This window comes from Planctobacterium marinum, assembly GCF_020687805.1.
GTDB classification, from domain to species: domain Bacteria; phylum Pseudomonadota; class Gammaproteobacteria; order Enterobacterales; family Alteromonadaceae; genus Planctobacterium; species Planctobacterium marinum.
This window is the reverse complement of record NZ_JAJEWQ010000004.1, coordinates 384749-401879: the sequence shown is the minus strand read 5'-3', so window position 1 is coordinate 401879 and position 17131 is coordinate 384749. Positions and strand designations below refer to the sequence as shown.

At 47.3% G+C, this 17131-nt stretch carries 8 protein-coding genes; 3 read left to right on the top strand and 5 right to left on the bottom strand.

Translation table 11 applies throughout. The features are described from left to right. Positions 1-61: 61 nt before the first annotated feature. From LJ740_RS15265 to LJ740_RS15250, 4 genes are all read right to left on the bottom strand, one after another. Positions 62-8536, bottom strand: a complete 8475-nt coding sequence (locus LJ740_RS15265; RefSeq protein ID WP_229529973.1) for an FG-GAP-like repeat-containing protein — start codon at positions 8534-8536, stop codon at positions 62-64. A gap of 175 nt (positions 8537-8711) precedes the next feature. Continuing rightward, positions 8712-9218 (bottom strand): RNA methyltransferase, encoded by a 507-nt coding sequence (locus LJ740_RS15260; protein WP_229529972.1) that lies wholly within the window; start codon positions 9216-9218, stop codon positions 8712-8714. Between the two features lie 72 nt (positions 9219-9290). Next, positions 9291-9728, bottom strand: a complete 438-nt coding sequence (locus tag LJ740_RS15255; protein ID WP_229529971.1) for a hemerythrin domain-containing protein — start codon at positions 9726-9728, stop codon at positions 9291-9293. 177 nt (positions 9729-9905) lie between these two features. Further along, a complete protein-coding gene (locus tag LJ740_RS15250; RefSeq protein ID WP_229529970.1) occupies positions 9906-10523 on the bottom strand; it encodes a TetR/AcrR family transcriptional regulator in 618 nt (205 codons plus the stop codon). A gap of 138 nt (positions 10524-10661) precedes the next feature. Between LJ740_RS15250 and LJ740_RS15245 the strand changes: the two genes are divergently transcribed. From LJ740_RS15245 to LJ740_RS15235, 3 genes are read left to right on the top strand one after another with little or no spacing between them, the layout of a single operon-like run. Then, positions 10662-11852, top strand: coding sequence for an alpha/beta hydrolase (locus LJ740_RS15245; protein WP_229529969.1), 1191 nt, complete (start codon positions 10662-10664; stop codon positions 11850-11852). 54 nt (positions 11853-11906) lie between these two features. After that, a complete protein-coding gene (locus LJ740_RS15240; protein WP_229529968.1) occupies positions 11907-13031 on the top strand; it encodes an efflux RND transporter periplasmic adaptor subunit in 1125 nt (374 codons plus the stop codon). Positions 13032-13034: 3 nt separating this feature from the next. Beyond that, positions 13035-16145: an efflux RND transporter permease subunit gene (locus tag LJ740_RS15235; protein WP_229529967.1), complete on the top strand. Its 3111-nt coding sequence runs from the start codon at positions 13035-13037 to the stop codon at positions 16143-16145. Between the two features lie 60 nt (positions 16146-16205). Here LJ740_RS15235 and LJ740_RS15230 read toward each other — a convergent pair whose 3' ends face one another. Beyond that, positions 16206-17096, bottom strand: coding sequence for a LysR family transcriptional regulator (locus LJ740_RS15230; protein WP_229529966.1), 891 nt, complete (start codon positions 17094-17096; stop codon positions 16206-16208). Positions 17097-17131 lie beyond the last annotated feature (35 nt).

The window sequence follows — 17131 nt, the reverse complement described above, 5'->3', positions numbered from 1 at the left end:
ACGTTGCTGCAGGGAACAGGCCTTTTTGGGAGCTTACGCCTAAGTCTGTTGATTTATACGGCTACTGCGCAAAACGCACATTATCGATATAGGCAGCGTCATCATAGGTGTCTACACTGCCATCTTTGCGGTAACGCCACTCAATAACATTTTCCCCATTACTCAATGAAATCTCGTAAGTTTCCCAACCTGAATTGGAAATGACTATTTGCTGTACATCATTGAGATAGATATATAACTTATCACAACAAGATTCAGCTGAAACACGTGCACTAAACGTCAGCGTGCCGTCAGTAAACAAGCCTTCAATCTGTACCGCACTATACTGACTATGTGAAATATTCCCCGACTTCAGACTCATACTGCCATCAGCAGCGTGCGCAGAAGTAACAGCCCAGCCAGCATTACTGTCAGTAACCGTTCGCCAGAAAGGTGTTACGCCATCTTCAAAAGATTCAGTCAGAGATGAAATGGCGTCAGGTAGCGATTCTGCATCATTGGGGTCCGTTTCATAAATGAAGATTTCATCCGAATCACTGAATCCGTCTTCGTCAGTATCGTGACTTAATGGATTTGTACCGTGCTGATTAATTTCAGCGCCATCATTGATACCGTCAGCATCTGTATCCTCAGCGAGCGGCGAAGTATTGTGGGTGTTCACTTCATCAAAATCGCTCAAATCATCAGCATCACTGTCAGTGTTGTCTGGATAGGTTCCAAGCAAATATTCCTGTAGATTACTCAGGCCATCCGAATCAAGATCTAAGTCAGCGTCTTCTGCGTCAGAGTCCGATAAGCCGTAGCTAATTTCCCACCAGGCCGGAAGCATATCGCCGTCATTGTCTCCCAATGGAATGTGGGAATAAACCAATTCAACTCCGTTGTGTTGCACGACAGTCAGGTCATCTTCGTGTAGCGCTAATGACAGTATTGAATATTCCAGTTGGAAACTGGTCAAAACGGCGTAGTCGTCATAAGACAGGATATCCACAAACCAGGCGCCATCAGATTCTCTGGCGGTCAAAAGCATGCCCGCGTAATCTAATGCATCTACAAGGGTAGTTTCCAAATTATGCATTATTTCCAGATTGTCGGCGTTGTAAATTGCGCCACTGCCTAAAATCACTTGTGAATCTTGATTGATAACCCGAACCGGTCCCGTCATATTAGTCGATGAATGATAGGGCGAATCACCAGAACCATTAAGCGCCCCGGTAGTCTGATCAATACTTTGATAATGCAAATCAACTGGACTATAGCCTCTGCGCAAGTAGTAAAACTTGCTGGTAGCGCTGCTCCAGGCATATTGATCGGATGAGTATGTACTGGAACTACTGGCCACCAGGGTACCATCAGCGCTGAATACATTGCGTCGGTTTCTACCTGTAGTCCGCTCTTGCACCATCAGATAATTGCCCGCGGCAACCATGCTACCAAAGGCGCTTAACCGATTAAAATACTGCTCCTGATTACTACCGTCCAGCGCGACATAAGTGAGATTGCCTGACTCATAGCCAAAATAAAGCCGGTTATGACTTTCTGAATAAACCATCGCTGTCGGTGCTGCTGAGCTAAATTCGGTGGACTCACCGACAAAAATCGGATTTCGATATTGCTGAGCCTGGACCGACCAAACAAATACTTTACTGTTAGACTGACTGAGCATATATATATTGCCATCAGCATCTGTAATAATATCATCGGGCACAAAATCCGGGACGGTAGCCGCAAAATCACAACTTCCCGAGCCATCATCATGATTCTCTGACCAACACGCAGCATCTTCCGGGAATACATCCAGAATCAGGCCAGTAGTAGAGTCCGATTCGCTATAACCTTCATTCCAGCTATCCGGATAGCCGTCATTATCACTGTCAACGGATGCGGCTATATCCATTGGGAACGCATCAAGCAAGTTTTCTACACCGTCCCCATCTGAATCATTATTAGGTTCGTACAGGGTAAACGAAAGGGCATTATCCACCAGTGCGACAATAACTTTATAGTCACCGGCATGGACGGCTCTTAATAACGCTCCATTTAGCGACAGAGTCTCACTAGTTTGATACTGAGAATTCAGACGTTGCACCGTTATCCCTGAATCTTGTTGGCTCAGCAGCAATAGTTCGTCATTGTCCAGCCATAGGGCATCGTCCAGGCTTCCTAAGCTATTTTGCCAACTGCGATCTGCCGCGGAATAAATTTCACCATTGCCCAACAGTATTTTGCTGCCATCCGGTGACACTCGAATAGGACCATAGGTACTGGAGTTATTAAAATCACCACTGGAAAGAATATCACCCGTTACTGGATCAATTTCCTCATATTGCAGCTCATTGGAGCCGAAATAATAGACTCTGTTATATGCCGGGTTCCACGCATACTCGTTCGAGTAATAATTCCAGTCACGACTATCTGTTAATGTGCCATCTGCATTTATAATGTAGTGAGTTGCCCAAGCTCCACTTTCGTCCTGAGCCAACATAAAGTCGCCCACAGACGCTAACCCGTTAACAGATAAAGAGAGTTGAAAGTAGAACTGTTCCTGGCGTTCACCACTAAGTTCAATAAAGGTGATGAGTCCTGAATCGTAACCAAAATACAACCGGTTATGTGCTTCAGAATAACTCATCAAATCCGGCGACCCATTAGTCAAACTGGTCGTACCAACAATATAGGGATTTTGGTATTGTTGCAGGGCAGCTGACCAGGTATAAACCTTGCTATTTTCAGTACTTAACAGGAACAGGTTCCCATCATTATCCGCCACCACTTTATCAGGGATGAAATTTGGAATCGTTGCCATGTAATCACACGTCCCCGAACCATCGTCATGCTCAGCAGTCCAACACGCTGCATCCTCCGGAAAAACATCCAGTACAAGACCAGTTGTAGAGTCGGCTTCAGTGTAACCTTCATTCCAGCTATCCGGGTAACCATCATTATCACTGTCAATGGATGCGGCTATATCCTGCGGAAAGGCATCTTCCGTATTGTCTACTCCATCACCGTCACTGTCATTGTTAGCAACAAACAACTCAAACACTAACTCGTTATTTAGCTGACTAACAATGACATTGTGTTCCCCGGCCCTTACCAGGCTGATCAATTGGCCGCTGAGAGTTGATACCTCAATGGTGCTGTATTGATCGTTTTTGCGGCGCAATGCTATTTCCGAATCCAGCTGCGTCAGTTGCAACAACTCACTATTTTCCAACCACAGTGCATTGTCCAAACTACCGACATTGCCTAACCATGTCAGATCATCTTGCGCATATATATCACCGGAACCTAATAATACTTTACTGCCATCTTGAGAAATGCGGATCGGTCCATAGACACTATAGTCACCATGGTATGGCGAGTCATCGCCAGCACCAAACTCTCCAGTGATTGGATTAAATTCCCGGTAATAAATATCCCTTGGACTTATACCATCTCGCAAATGATATATGCGATTGTAAACCCCATTCCAAGCCGTAGCCTGGGAAAAATATGAGCTACTAAGGCTATCCACAAGCTCACCATCAGCAGCGAACGAATACAGGACACCGGAGCTATATGCGACAAGAAAGTTATCGGCCGCAATAATACTGCTCACAGAATGTGGTAACTGATAGAAGTACTGCTCTTGCGGACCACTATTCAGATCAATATAAGTCAGTAGTCCGGAGGCATAACCAAAGTAGAGTCTGTGGTGATCTTCTAAATACACTACTCGTTGTGGCGCTTCCCCACCAGAGTTAAATCTATCACCCACAGCAAACGGGTTCTGATACTGCTGAGTTGTCGCAGACCAGGTGAATACTTTGCCATATTGCTGGCTAAACAAATAAACATTGCCTTGCCCATCCGCCACAACTTCATCAGGAACAAATTGAGGTATTGTAGCACTGTAATCACATCCGCCATTGCCATTGTCATGGTCATCTAGCCAACAGGCCGCATCACCGGGAAAGACATCAAGTGTTAACCCTGTGGTGGAACTATCTTCACTGTACCCGTCATTCCAACTATCGGGATAGCCATCGTTATCACTGTCTACAGAGGCAGCAACATCCGTAGGAAAGGCGTCCAGGACATTATCAACACCGTCACCATCAATATCGTTGTTGGGTTGATATAGTGTAAATGCAAGCTCTGAGCCCGACTGAGTGACGATCAGGTTTTGTTCTCCGACAGGCAATGCGTCAATTAGCTGGCCGCTCAGACTAACGGTTTCCACGGTACGATTTTGACCGTTTTTGCGTTGCAATACTACTTCTGCACCACTTTGCTCCAACAAAAGCAGTTCATCATTGTCCAACCACAACGCGTTGTCTGGGTATGGAACCTGGCTCAGATGACTCAGATCCTCTGCGTTATAAACATCACCAGAGGATAGCAGTACTTTACTGCCGTCTTTAGCAATGTGAATTCCGGTAGCGCCACCATAGTAATCGTTGTTATACGAGCGATTACGCTCGCCAATTTCACCGGTATCCTGATTAACTTCACGCTTGTAAAGATAGTAACTCCGGTAGTAATAAATAGCGTCGGTAAACTCATTCCACGCGTTGTATCGGCTGAAATTGCTGCTACTTATTACATCGGTTTGCAGGCCATTTACATCGAACGAACGTAACGTCGAATTGGAACCATATACTACAAGGAAATTACCTGCCGCGACCAGGCTTTGCACTTCCTGAGGAAAATGATTAAAAAACTGCTCTTTTGGACTATTATTGATATCAATAAACGTCACCAGTCCGGAAGCGTATCCCAGATAGAGCCGCTCTTGTGCTGCCGAAAAGGTCATTCTGACGGGAGATTCATTGGTCAACCCACTACTGCTTCCCACACTGAAGGGGTTTTGGTATTGCTCTGTAGTAGTTGACCAACTGAATACCTTTCCATGAGCTTCACTCAGAAGATAAACATCTCCCGAGGCATTGGCCTGTATTTCATTTGGCACAAATTCCGGGACAGTGGCACTGTAATCACAATTCCCCTGACCGTCGCTATGCTCCGCCAACCAACAGGCTGAATCTTGCGGAAACTCATCAATCACCAGACCTGTTGTGGAGTCTTGTGCATCATAGCCGGTATTCCAACTATCCGGATATCCATCGTTGTCAGTGTCCAGAGCTGCGGCAATATCATTGGGGAAGGCATCCGCCGTATTTGAAACACCATCGCCATCTGTATCATTGTTAGCGACATAGGGTATAAAGCTCAATCCGCTATCCGTCAGCGTCACAATGATGTCGCTCTCGCCAGCCCTGGCCAGTCCAACCAGGTCACCGCTCAAATTAAAAGTCTCTAACGTGAGCCCCTGGGTATTTTTGCGTTGCAATGCAATAGTGTTGGACAGTTGCGATAGCAATAACAATTCATCATTTTGCAACCACATGCCGTCATCAAACCCTCCCAAAAAGCCAGCAGAAGTAAGATCATCAGTGTTAAAAATGTGCCCCGAGCCCATCAGTATTTTGCTGCTATCTGCGGATAAGTGCAGCGGACCGCTGAGCGAGTTACCTGCCGCATAGCTCGTGCTGCCAAACTCACCCGTGGTCTGGGCCAGTTCAATGTAGTAAAGCTCTGAGTATCGGAAATAAAACAACCGGTTATGACTTTCATCCCAGGCATTGACACCACTAAAATAGCTGCTCGAAGCGGTATCAATCAGAATCCCATTTACATCCAGGGAATGGAGCCGTGAATCGTAACTGCTGCCACTTGTTGCCACCAGAAAGTTACCCGTTGAGATTAAATACCTCACCGGACCGGTTGTCTGATAGAAAGGTATTTCGGTTTCATTGCTATCGGGAGTAATAAAAGTAATTTGTCCAGATAAATACCCTAAATAAAGTCGGTTGTGCGCTTCAGAATAGGCGACAGAAATGGGGGTATTGCTGCTAAAGAGGTTGCTTTCACCCACACTCAGTGGCGACAAATAACGCTGTGTCTGCGATGACCAACGATAAATTAAATCACTCGATGCATTAAACAGGTACAGGGTGCCATTGTCATCGGCGATAATTTGTTCAGGAATAAAATCAGGCATGGTGGCGCCGTAATTACAGTCTCCGAAACCATCATCATGGCTGACATCCCAACATACTGCATCTTCAGGAAATACATCCAGGGTTAAACCGGTGGATGAATCCAGCTCGTTTAGGCCGATATTCCAACTATCCGGATAACCATCTTGATCCGAATCCACCGAGGCGGCGATATCTGCCGGGAAATCATCAATGTCGTTTTGGATACCATCGCCATCAATATCATCCAATAATTCATGCACATGCAATCTGAGACTGTGAAGTTCTTTGGTCAGAACCACTACAGCGTCGGCATATTGTGCCATTTCAGTCGGGAAACCATCAAATTGCGGCGCTTCCAACAGACTTAAAGCACCGTCGTACCGATTTAAAATGGACTTGCCTGCCTGGTAGGCCAGGGTCAGAATTTCATTGCTTCCGGAGACGGACTCAAAGTCAGATACCGACAGCGCATTCCATTCGCCAAGGTAAGACAAGGAATCGCGCGAGAACACTGACGAGCCAATCATAATTACATCGGGTTCATTTTCCACCTGGAACATAGGGCCCTGGTAGCTATCTCCGGAATAAAAATACTCCTGTTTTTCCAGTGACAGCTCACCCGTTTCGACGTTAAATAAAAATTGACTCAGGTAAAAATAGTAACTGCTCCCTACTGCGGTAAAGAGCTGGCCTGCCTCCGAATCCCAGTAGATACTCCTGGGGTCAGAACCAATGTTAACGGAACTCGTTAGAACACCACTTTCATCGTACACATAAAGATTGCCGTTGTTACCAATTAGCACATAATTGTCCAGTGACTGTACAAATGAAGCATTGCTAATGGTGTCGACAAAGCTGTGATACTCCTGGTTGTCTTCAAAATAACCAACTTCACCATCGTCTAACACAACGTAAATTCGGTTGCTCTGTGGAGCGTGGTGAATAGCAATAGCCGTTCTGGTATCCGGCATTTCAATCAATGCAAGAAATTGTCGGGTCGCCAGATCAAAAGGGTAAATCTTGTCTGCTGCAGGTGAATAGATCAGTAAGTACTGAGCTGAAGACGTTGTGAGCAAATTATTTTTATCACCATTTAACAATCTCAGGTAGCAACTTTCACCATCTCCATCTGACAGCGCAGAGCATAAATTATCATCCGGATAAGCATCCGAATTATCCCCGACACCGTCGGCGTCGGTATCGGTGGTTTCATTGGGGTCGAGAGGAAACGCATCGGCATTGCCGCCTACCCCGTCATTATCGCTATCAGCAGATTCGGCAGGGTCATTGGGATAAAGGTCAGAATTATCGCCAACACCATCGTTATCCGCGTCCGACGATTCGTTCGGATCTAATGGAAAAGCATCCTGGCTATCAGCGACATTGTCTCCGTCAGTATCTGCAGCGATGGGGCTCGACCCCCTGGCGACTTCCTCGCCATTGTTGAGACCGTCACCATCAAGATCTAATTGGTAAAAAATGCTATAAGCAGGCTGAACCAAAGGAATGTCTGTCGCTCTCAACCCAAATCTGAGGCGACTAACCCCATCATTGTGCCCACTCAACAGATCGGAGCCACTGGAGTTAAGGACATACCAAAGCTGGGTTCCGGGGCGTCTTACCGCGATATCGCTGCGGCCATCGCCGTCATAGTCAGCCACCACGGGAATATCACTACTACGCATGCCAAACTGACGACGGGTGATACCGTCTGCATATCCGGTATTGGAGTCAGTTCCCGAAGAATTGAGAATATACCAGGTTTGCGTGGAAGGGCGTCTCACCGCCAAATCCGCTTTACCGTCACCATCATAGTCTGCAGGCACAGGAAGATCTTCAGCGCGCTTGCCAAACTGATGTCGTGTTATCCCATCAGAATTGCCGGTTACAGGATCAACGCCTGATGAGTTTCTAATTAACCAGTATTGAGTATCTGCCTGACGAATAGCGATATCCGCCTTTCCGTCACCATCGTAATCGGCCGGAACAGGAAAATCAGAAGCCTGCTCGCCAAACGGAATTCTGGAAATACCGTCTTTGTTGTTAGTTTGACGGTCCACTCCGGAAGAATTGAGAATATACCAGGTTAGGTTTTCACTGCGATAAACAGCGATATCCGTGATACCGTCACCGTCATAGTCTGCGGGCACAGGCACATCCGTAACACGACGTCCAAATTCACGGGTGACAACTTCTCCGGTTGAACTATGCTGGATAATCCATTCGGCGGTCGATAAACGTCGCAATCCAAAATCACGAATGCCGTCGCCATCAAAATCACCTGTTATCGGAACGTCATAGTCCGTGCGTTCGAAAAAGTGCCTTTGTATGCCATCACCGCGCGTAGAATTGAAGTCTTGCCCTGAGGAGTTGCGAATATAAAACGCCCCGTTTGACAGACGACTGACCGCAATATCGGCCAGCGTATCATTGTCAAAACTGAAATTTGACGCCTGTATTGAAGTGAAAAATGAAAGACATGCGCCTGCAATAGCGAGTTTTTTGTACACTCTGAGTCCCTTCTGAACGTGATATTTATTCCAAGCCTGAATATAAAGTAACCGGGTGTGTTTTGCAATCCTCAAAGGAGCAGTATCGGTGTGCTAAAAAGAAGCGCTTCGTCCAAAAACAAGGAACTAAACAAGCGCCGGATTCCGGGTATGTGGAGATCATTTGGCAGTCAGCTTAGGAAAAAACTTTTAGTCGATTATTGTTATCCCTGCTGCGTTTTAAAAAATCCAGACTGCGATCAAATTGTGATTTTGCTAAACGATCGTACAGCACCACATTGACCGTTGCAGCCAAGTTCATGCTGCCATGTGTGGGTATGTATATCACCTCATCAGACTGGGCCAGCAACTGTGGATCTACCGAACCATCTTCCGGACCAAATACATAATAGGCATTGTCCGGGTGCTGAAAATCCGGCAATGGAATGGCCCCTTCCACCAATTCTACCACCACGCGTTTTGCGCCTTTTGGTGTCATTGCAAACAAATCCTCAACGCCAATAGTGGGAATTTTCAGATGCATGTTTTTGGTATCTGCATTGAATTCTTTGGCATAGCGATAGCGATTGCCGGTATAAAATACCGAACTGGCCCCATAACAACCCGCTGCCCTCAAAATAGAAGCAACATTGCTGGCTGACTTGGGATTTTGTAAACCAATGGAGATTAACTGAGTGTGCATGGATTTTCTCTTGCCTGACAGTGGCAAATTGTATTACACCGTCAGGCAAGCGAACAACTGCGAATCTGCGCTTTAACTCAGGTGTTCCTGCTTCTCTTCCTCAAAGTCATCAGCGAGATCGCGCTTTTCCACCCCGCTAAGTACATGGCCAGCCTGTTGGAACACTTCCTTTTCCTCTTCTTCCAGGTGATGCAGTACTTTTTCGCGCAACTGTTTCATATAGTGCAACCAGGCCGGAGAACTCATTTCGGTTTCGTCCAATACCGCAATGAGTTCGTCGATTTCATGATGTTCATGAATACCATGACGTGACTGTTCTAACGTTCTGTCAGAACGCATCAAGGTTTTGTAAAAATGACGCTCTTCTGCTGCCGCGTGAGCTTGCAGCTCTTCTTTCAGCTCCGCAAAATATTGACGACGCGACTCAGAATCTCCCGACGTACTGATCAGGATTTTCATTAACAGGCGCTGCTTTTCATGATCGCGTCGAATCGTTTCAAAAATTTCCATCGTTCACTCCTTTTGTTGTTCAGCATATCTGGAGCGAGGATTGTGCCAATCTCGAAAGATTCTTAAGCAGTTGTTTTTATTTGTTTTTATATGACAGTCAAAAACAAGCCGATGGGCACTCTGTAAAAATTTCACAGCGGAACAGGTAAGATTTATCAGTACCGGTGCGCTGACCTGTCAGAGACCGGACTGATAGTAGGCCAGAAACATCGCGGCAGTGGATTCAGCAATTTCCAGTTTTTCTGCTTCAGTGGGCGCAGCCTCGGCACACATGAGTTGCGGCCAAAAACAACTGCCTTTAACCAGGCTGTGGATTTGCTTATTTGCCTTTTCAATATCCAGTGGCTTTAAGCGCTTATCCTGCAGGGCGCGTTTTAGCCAGCGCTGCAACACGGTTTCATAATCCCTGAAAACCGCCGACTCCTGTTTCAGATCCTCCGGAGAATACATAAAATGTCCAAAGGCAACTCGCGTCAGATTGAGATACTCTGCAGACGAGATGACATCAATTTCAGACTTGATCAGCGCCACTAATTGCGGTTTGAGGGGTTGACCGGATTGATAATTGTCATCACTGTCCACCATAGAACTCTTCCATATTGAAGACAAAATGTGGATCACCAGATTTTCTTTAGCTTTAAAATGATTGTAGACCGTGCGTTTGGATACCTGCGCTTCTTCTGCAATTTTATCCATACTGGTACCTTGCACACCATCACGCTGAAAAGCCCTTTTTGCGGCACTGACGATGGCCTCGCGTTTTAATTCTGAGCGCGTTTTTTTTACTTCAACCATAGAATTGTTGCCACCTGTTGTGTAATGCCAAATCTGATACTTTGCAAAATTTACACTAATCAGTTTACTTTTTCCAATCTTTAAGTAAACTACACTGTGTCGTTTACTTTGTTCCACTACCTATTCCGGTGCTCACTCATGCGCTTAAAAGTCATATTATTTCTCAGTATTTTGTTGCTGACTCTGGGCTGCAGCACAACGCATCATCGCGCTCCATTACACCTGTCCGGGCAATACTACAATTATCTGCAGCCGGATTTTGCGTCCTATTTACAAGCAACCGAGACTTACCTGACCGGAGCGCGGGATTTTCTGACTGATGACCACGTCCTGGAACTTAGCATGAATATGCCTTTTGAGCGCACACCCGAACAGCCTGCAGAGAAGGCTATTTTATTGGTTCATGGACTCAGTGATTCTCCATTCTCCTTTGTAGATATTAGTCGCTCCTTAGAAAAACAGGGGTTTTATGTACAAACGCTGTTGTTACCTGGCCATGGCACCAGGCCAGCGGATATGAAATTAGCCCGCTATGAAGACTGGCAAAAGATCGTGGATCACTATGCCGCACTGTTGAAGCAAGACTACCAGGAAGTGTGGTTAGGCGGATACTCTACCGGTGGAAACTTAGTCACTATTCATGCTTTACAGCAACCTGACATCGCCGGCCTGCTACTGTTTTCACCGGGTTTTGAATCCAAAGCGGTACGCCTGGAGCCGCTGACACCCTTGCTGGCCAGCGTATTACCAGTAACCTGGCAATCCGATGATATCAATCTGGCCCGCTATTCTGGTGGTCCATTGCACGGTGCCGCCGCTTATGCGAAAAGTGCAGAGATAGTACGCAACCTGCTGCAACAAAAACCAGTAAACATTCCCACGTTTGTCACCATTAGTGAAGCTGACAGTGTTATTAACGCCCAGGCGATTAAAGATCTTTTTAGCCGCAGTTTTACCCATTCTGCCAGCGAGCTGCTATGGTTTGGAGAGCAACAGTTTGCCGAAAACAACATCCGGAGCAAGTCTATGCAGTTACCGCTGTTTAATATCAGTTCCGGCTCACACATGAGTTTACTGTTTGCTCCCTGCAATCACTATTACGGATTGTCTGGCAGTAAACGCATGTGCAACAACGGCTTAAACAGCAAAGAGAAAGCGATTTGTGAATCGGACAATGATGTCTGGTTTGCTGCCTGGGGCCACGAACATGAAGACAGAATTCATGCCCGCCTCACCTGGAACCCCTATTTCGGCACCATGATGGAACGTATTCAGACCGTTCAGAATTGGACACAACTCACAAATCAGCAACTTGTATCAAAAGAGTAAAGTCGCCAGGCAATAATACCGTAACCACCACGCCATTACCCAGAGGATAATATTATGGCTATCGCAAGCAACACCCAACGTTTCGCCGCATCGGCGTTACTGTTATTAATGACAATCGGACTGTCAGCCTGTCAACAACAGGAAACAGCCCAGCAACAGCAGGCACCACAAGCGATGCCAGTTAAAGTACTGAATCTGGCCACCGAAAACGTAACCGAGTGGGATGAATTCACAGGCCGCTTTCAGGCAGCAAAACGCGTTGATGTAAAGGCCCGGGTCAGTGGTTTTATCGAATCGGTAACCTTTAATGATGGCCAGTTGATTACCAAAGGCCAGGTGCTTTACGAACTGGATAAACGCCCTTTTCAGATAGCACTGGACAGCGCCGAGGCTCAGTTGAAACTGGCCCGCAAAGAGTTGGATCGCGGGCAAAACCTGGTAAAAAACAATTCTATCTCGCAGGAACAGTTGGATGAACGGCTGCAACAATTACAGGTGGCACAGGCAAACTATGACCAGGCTCGCCTGAATTTAGAATTTGCCTCTGTCACAGCGCCAATCACCGGGCGTATTGATCGCACCTATGTTAACGAAGGCAATCTGGTGGTGGGTGGTAATGCCAGCGGCGAGCCATTAACCACGATTGTGACCACTAACCCCATTCACTTTTATTTCTCAGCTAGTGAAACCACCGTGCTCAACTATATACGTCGTCAGATTGCTCAGCCCGATGCCATCAAGCGTGAAGACGCCTGGCCGGTATTCGTGAAATTACAAGACGAAGACCGTTTTGCTCACGATGGCACTATGGATTTCACCTCAAATTCACTGGATTTTGCTACCGGAACTATCGAGGTGCGAGCCGTGTTTGATAACCCCGATAATCTGCTGCAACCTGGCATGTTTGGCCGCTTAAGGCTATCCCCCCTGCCGCCTTATGACGCCATCACAATCGAAGACAAGTGGGTAATGTCGGAGCAAAACAAAAAGTATGTGTACATCGTTAACGGTGAAAACAAAGCGGAAAAACGCTATGTCATCCTGGGTGGTACAACGGAAGCCGGACTGCGCATTATCAAACAAGGCTTAACCTCAGGCGAACAGTTGGTCATTGGCAACCTGCAAATGATTCAGCCGGGTGCATTATTGCAACCTGTGCCGGCCAAAACCGGAGCCTAAGTTATGCAGTTAACCCATTATTTTGTCGACCGGCCGCGCCTGGCCACTGTGGTTTCATTGATGATTGTGATTTTTGGATTTTTAGGGCTGGCCTCTTTGCCGGTGGCTCAATATCCGGAAATCGCGCCGCCGCAGATTCAGGTAAATGCCTCCTATCCGGGTGCCAGTTCGGAAATTATTGCATCCACCGTGGCCGCCCCGCTTGAGCAGGAAATAAACGGTGTCGAACGCATGTTATATGTGTCTTCACAATCTACCAATGATGGCCGCTTAACCATCAGTATCACCTTCGCCCCCGGAACCGACCTGGATACAGCACAAGTACTGGTACAAAACCGGGTATCAGCGGCATTACCACGTCTGCCTGAGCCGGTGCGTCGGTTGGGTGTCACTACAGTGAAAAACTCCCCGGATATGCTGATGGTGATCAACCTGTTTTCGCCGGACAACAGTTTTAACCAAACTGAAATTGGCAATTATGCGGTACTGAATATCGTCGACCGGTTGTCCCGCCTGGATGGTGTGGGTAATGTGCAGGTATTTGGTGCCAGTGAATACGCTATGCGGATCTGGTTAGATCCAGGTCGGATGGCCGAATTTGGTATTACTGCAGAAGATGTCATGAGCGTTGTGCGTGCCGAAAACCAACAGGTATCCAGCGGCATACTGAATCAGTCTCCCATGCCGGAACAGAACGCCTTTGAGATCAGCGTGCAAACCCAGGGCAGGCTAAAAACAGTCGAAGAATTTGAAAACATTATCATTCGCCGGGGCGGTCAAACCGGTCTGCTGTTACTCAAAGACGTTGCCCGGGTGGAAATTGGCGCACAGCACTATGCCACGCGAGGGTATCTGGGTAACAACCCTTCGGTTGCCATTCCCATAACAATGCGTCCCGGTGCCAATGCGTTGGCAACAGCGGAAGGTATAAAAACCTTAATCGCTGAGATGCAGCTTAACTACCCCAGTGGTATGCAGAGCACCATTATTTACAACCCTACTGAATACATCGAACAATCCATGCAGGAAGTGTATATCACCCTGGCGGAGACCATTGCCCTGGTGGTGTTTGTTATCGTGGTGTTCCTGCAAAGCTGGCGCACGGCCATGATCCCGGTAATTGCCATACCGGTATCACTGATTGGTACATTTGCCCTGATGTCGGTATTTGGCTTCTCTTTAAATATGATCTCACTGTTCGGCCTGGTATTAGCTATCGGTATCGTTGTGGATGATGCCATTGTGGTAGTGGAAAATGTCGAACGCAAATTGCGTGAAGGACTATCCCGTGTCGAGGCCGCCAAAGAAACCATGACTGAAGTTGGCGGGGCATTGATTGCCACCAGCCTGGTTTTGGTGGCGGTGTTTTTACCCACCATGTTGATGGAAGGGATCAGCGGCGCTTTTTACCAACAATTTGGCGTAACAATTGCGTCCGCGACCATGCTTTCAACGGTTGTATCCCTAACCTTAAGTCCGGCCATGGCCGCGATTTTTATGCGTAAATCGGATCCAAAACCTCACTCCAAACGGTTTCGGGCCGGTGCCAGATTTAATGCGGCTATCGACAAGGTTTCCGGAAAATATGCCAGTCTGATCCGTCGCTTATTACGCATCACCGCCCTGGTTTTGGTGGTGTATGCGGGCCTGATCAGCTTTACCGGCTGGCAGCTCAATAAGATCCCTACCGGGTTTATTCCCGAACAGGATCAGGGTTATGCCATAGTGGCAATTCAGTTGCCCTCTGGCGCCGCTCTGGACCGCACCGATGCCGTCATTCAGGAAGTGGTGCGCAAATTACTGGCAATTGATGGGGTTGAAAATACCGTTGCCTTTGCCGGTTTTTCCGGGGCCACCTTCACCAATGCCAGTAATGCAGGGGCGATATTTGTGGTACTGGAAGATTACGAAACGCGACGCAGCGCCGAGGCCATAGTTCAGGAGATTCGCCAAAAAGTGGGCTTTAATGAAGAAGCTTACGTAGTGGCAGTAACCCCCCCACCAGTCAGTGGCATCGGTAATGCCGGTGGCTTTAAAATGATGATTCAAGATGTAGCCGGTCATGGCCCACAGGCACTGGAAGGCGCCGCCTGGACAGTGGCGATGGCTGCCAACCAGGCCGCTGAAACAACGGCCGTATTCACCTTTTTTGAAACCAGTACGCCTCGCGTATACCTGAATATCGACCGCGACAAAGTGCGTCAGATGGATGTTCCGCTGGAAAATGTCTTTACCGCGCTGGAAAGCTTTATTGGCTCCAGTTATATCAATGACTTTAACTATCAGGGTCGCACTTTCAGAGTGGTGTTGCAGGCGGACTCACCTTATCGCGTCGACACCCAGGACTTACTGGACCTGAGAGTCAGAAGTGCCACCGGCGCTCTGGTACCCATTGGCTCGATTGCCACAGTGGAGAATACATCCGGCCCTTCGCGCTTGCCCAGATACAACCTGTTTAACGCCGCTGCGGTAACCGGTAATGCTGCCCCCGGATTTAGCTCCGGAGAAGCACTGGCAAAAATGGAGCAAATCGCGGAGCAGGTATTACCAGCGGGTTTCAGCTATGAATGGACTGAACTGGCCTATCAGGAAAAGAATACCGGTAATACCGCCATTATTGCCTTTGCACTGGCGGTGCTGTTTGTATTCCTGCTACTGACGGCACAATATGAGAGCTGGACATTGCCTCTGTCCATCATACTCATTGTACCTATGTGTTTGTTGTCCGCCTCTGTTGGTCTGATGATCATGCACATGGATAACAACGTCCTGACGCAAATAGGTCTGGTGGTGTTGGTCGGACTGGCAGCCAAAAATGCCATTTTGATCGTAGAATTTGCCAAACAAAATGAAGAGCAAGGCAGCTCCATTATCGAGGCAGCGGCTGAAGCGGGTCGCCTGCGACTGCGGCCTATTTTGATGACGGCATTTTCCTTCATTTTCGGTGTCATTCCGTTGTTAGTAGCAACCGGTCCGGGCTCTGAAATGCGTCAGGCCATTGGTCTGACCATGTTTAGCGGTATGCTGGGTGTCACGCTGTTTGGCCTGCTGTTCACCCCGGTATTTTATTTTGTTTGCCGTAAAATGACCCTGATGTTCAGAGACACAAAATAGGCTGACTGCTTTAATGTTCAGATAAAGGCAACTGCGGTTGCCTTTTTGTTATCCTCTTCTCTACCCCAACGACACCGGCCCACCAAATAATTTCGGGAAAATCCCCTGATCAATGGTGGTGGCATAAAATTGTTCATAGGCTTCCGGAATTTCTTCAAATACCACTAATTGTCCATTGGCTATTTCATCTTTAACTACCACCGGGGGTAATACCGCACAGGCGTCGGTATCCCGGGTTAACAAACGCAACATAGCCATGTCATCCACCTCGGCCATAATGTTGGGTTTGTAATTGTTTCGCAAACAAAAAGCTTCAAATGCCGAACGGATAGCGGTGCCTTTGGCGGGCAACAACCAGTTGACTTGCTCATAGCCCAGAGGAAAAGTGGTCGCTGGTTTTTGAGGGGGGTGGCCGATAATGGCCACCGGCTGTTGTGCCACCAGATGCTGTTGCAAGCTGCTTTCCTGCTGCTGCTCGGTAATTGAACAGTTCGTCAGAACAATATCGAAATCGCGACGATTCAGGCCCGCCACTAAATTAGACAGGATGCGGGTGTGCAATGAAAAGCTGATTTTCTTTTCCAGCAACAAGGGTTTGATATATTCCACCACAAAATTGCGCGACAGGTTGGTTAATACGCCAATTGATAAATGTTGTTCAGAATGAATGCCCTTGCTCAACAATAATTCCAGTTCTTGCCCTTTGGCAAAGATATCCTGAGCATAAGTAAAGACTCGCTTACCCGGATCGGTCAGTACTAACCTGCGGCCATCGCGCAGAAACAGCTGTTCATCGATCTGGTGTTCCAGTTGTTTGATCTGCGCTGAAAGCGCCGACTGAGACACGTGCAACTCCTTCGCCACATCGGTGAGTTTGCCATTTTTAGCCACCTGCCAGAAATAATACAAATGATGATAATTCAGTCGTTTCGCCATTGATTCAAAACTCACTCACAAAGTTTGTTCTTTAAAACAGAACGTTTAAT

Coding starts and splice junctions, on each gene's coding strand:
- LJ740_RS15250 (WP_229529970.1), bottom strand. CDS start 10,523: ATGGTTGAAGTAAAAAAAACGCGCTCAGAATTAAAACGCGAGGCCATC.
- LJ740_RS15245 (WP_229529969.1), top strand. CDS start 10,662: ATGCGCTTAAAAGTCATATTATTTCTCAGTATTTTGTTGCTGACTCTG.
- LJ740_RS15235 (WP_229529967.1), top strand. CDS start 13,035: ATGCAGTTAACCCATTATTTTGTCGACCGGCCGCGCCTGGCCACTGTG.
- LJ740_RS15260 (WP_229529972.1), bottom strand. CDS start 9,218: ATGCACACTCAGTTAATCTCCATTGGTTTACAAAATCCCAAGTCAGCC.
- LJ740_RS15255 (WP_229529971.1), bottom strand. CDS start 9,728: ATGGAAATTTTTGAAACGATTCGACGCGATCATGAAAAGCAGCGCCTG.
- LJ740_RS15240 (WP_229529968.1), top strand. CDS start 11,907: ATGGCTATCGCAAGCAACACCCAACGTTTCGCCGCATCGGCGTTACTG.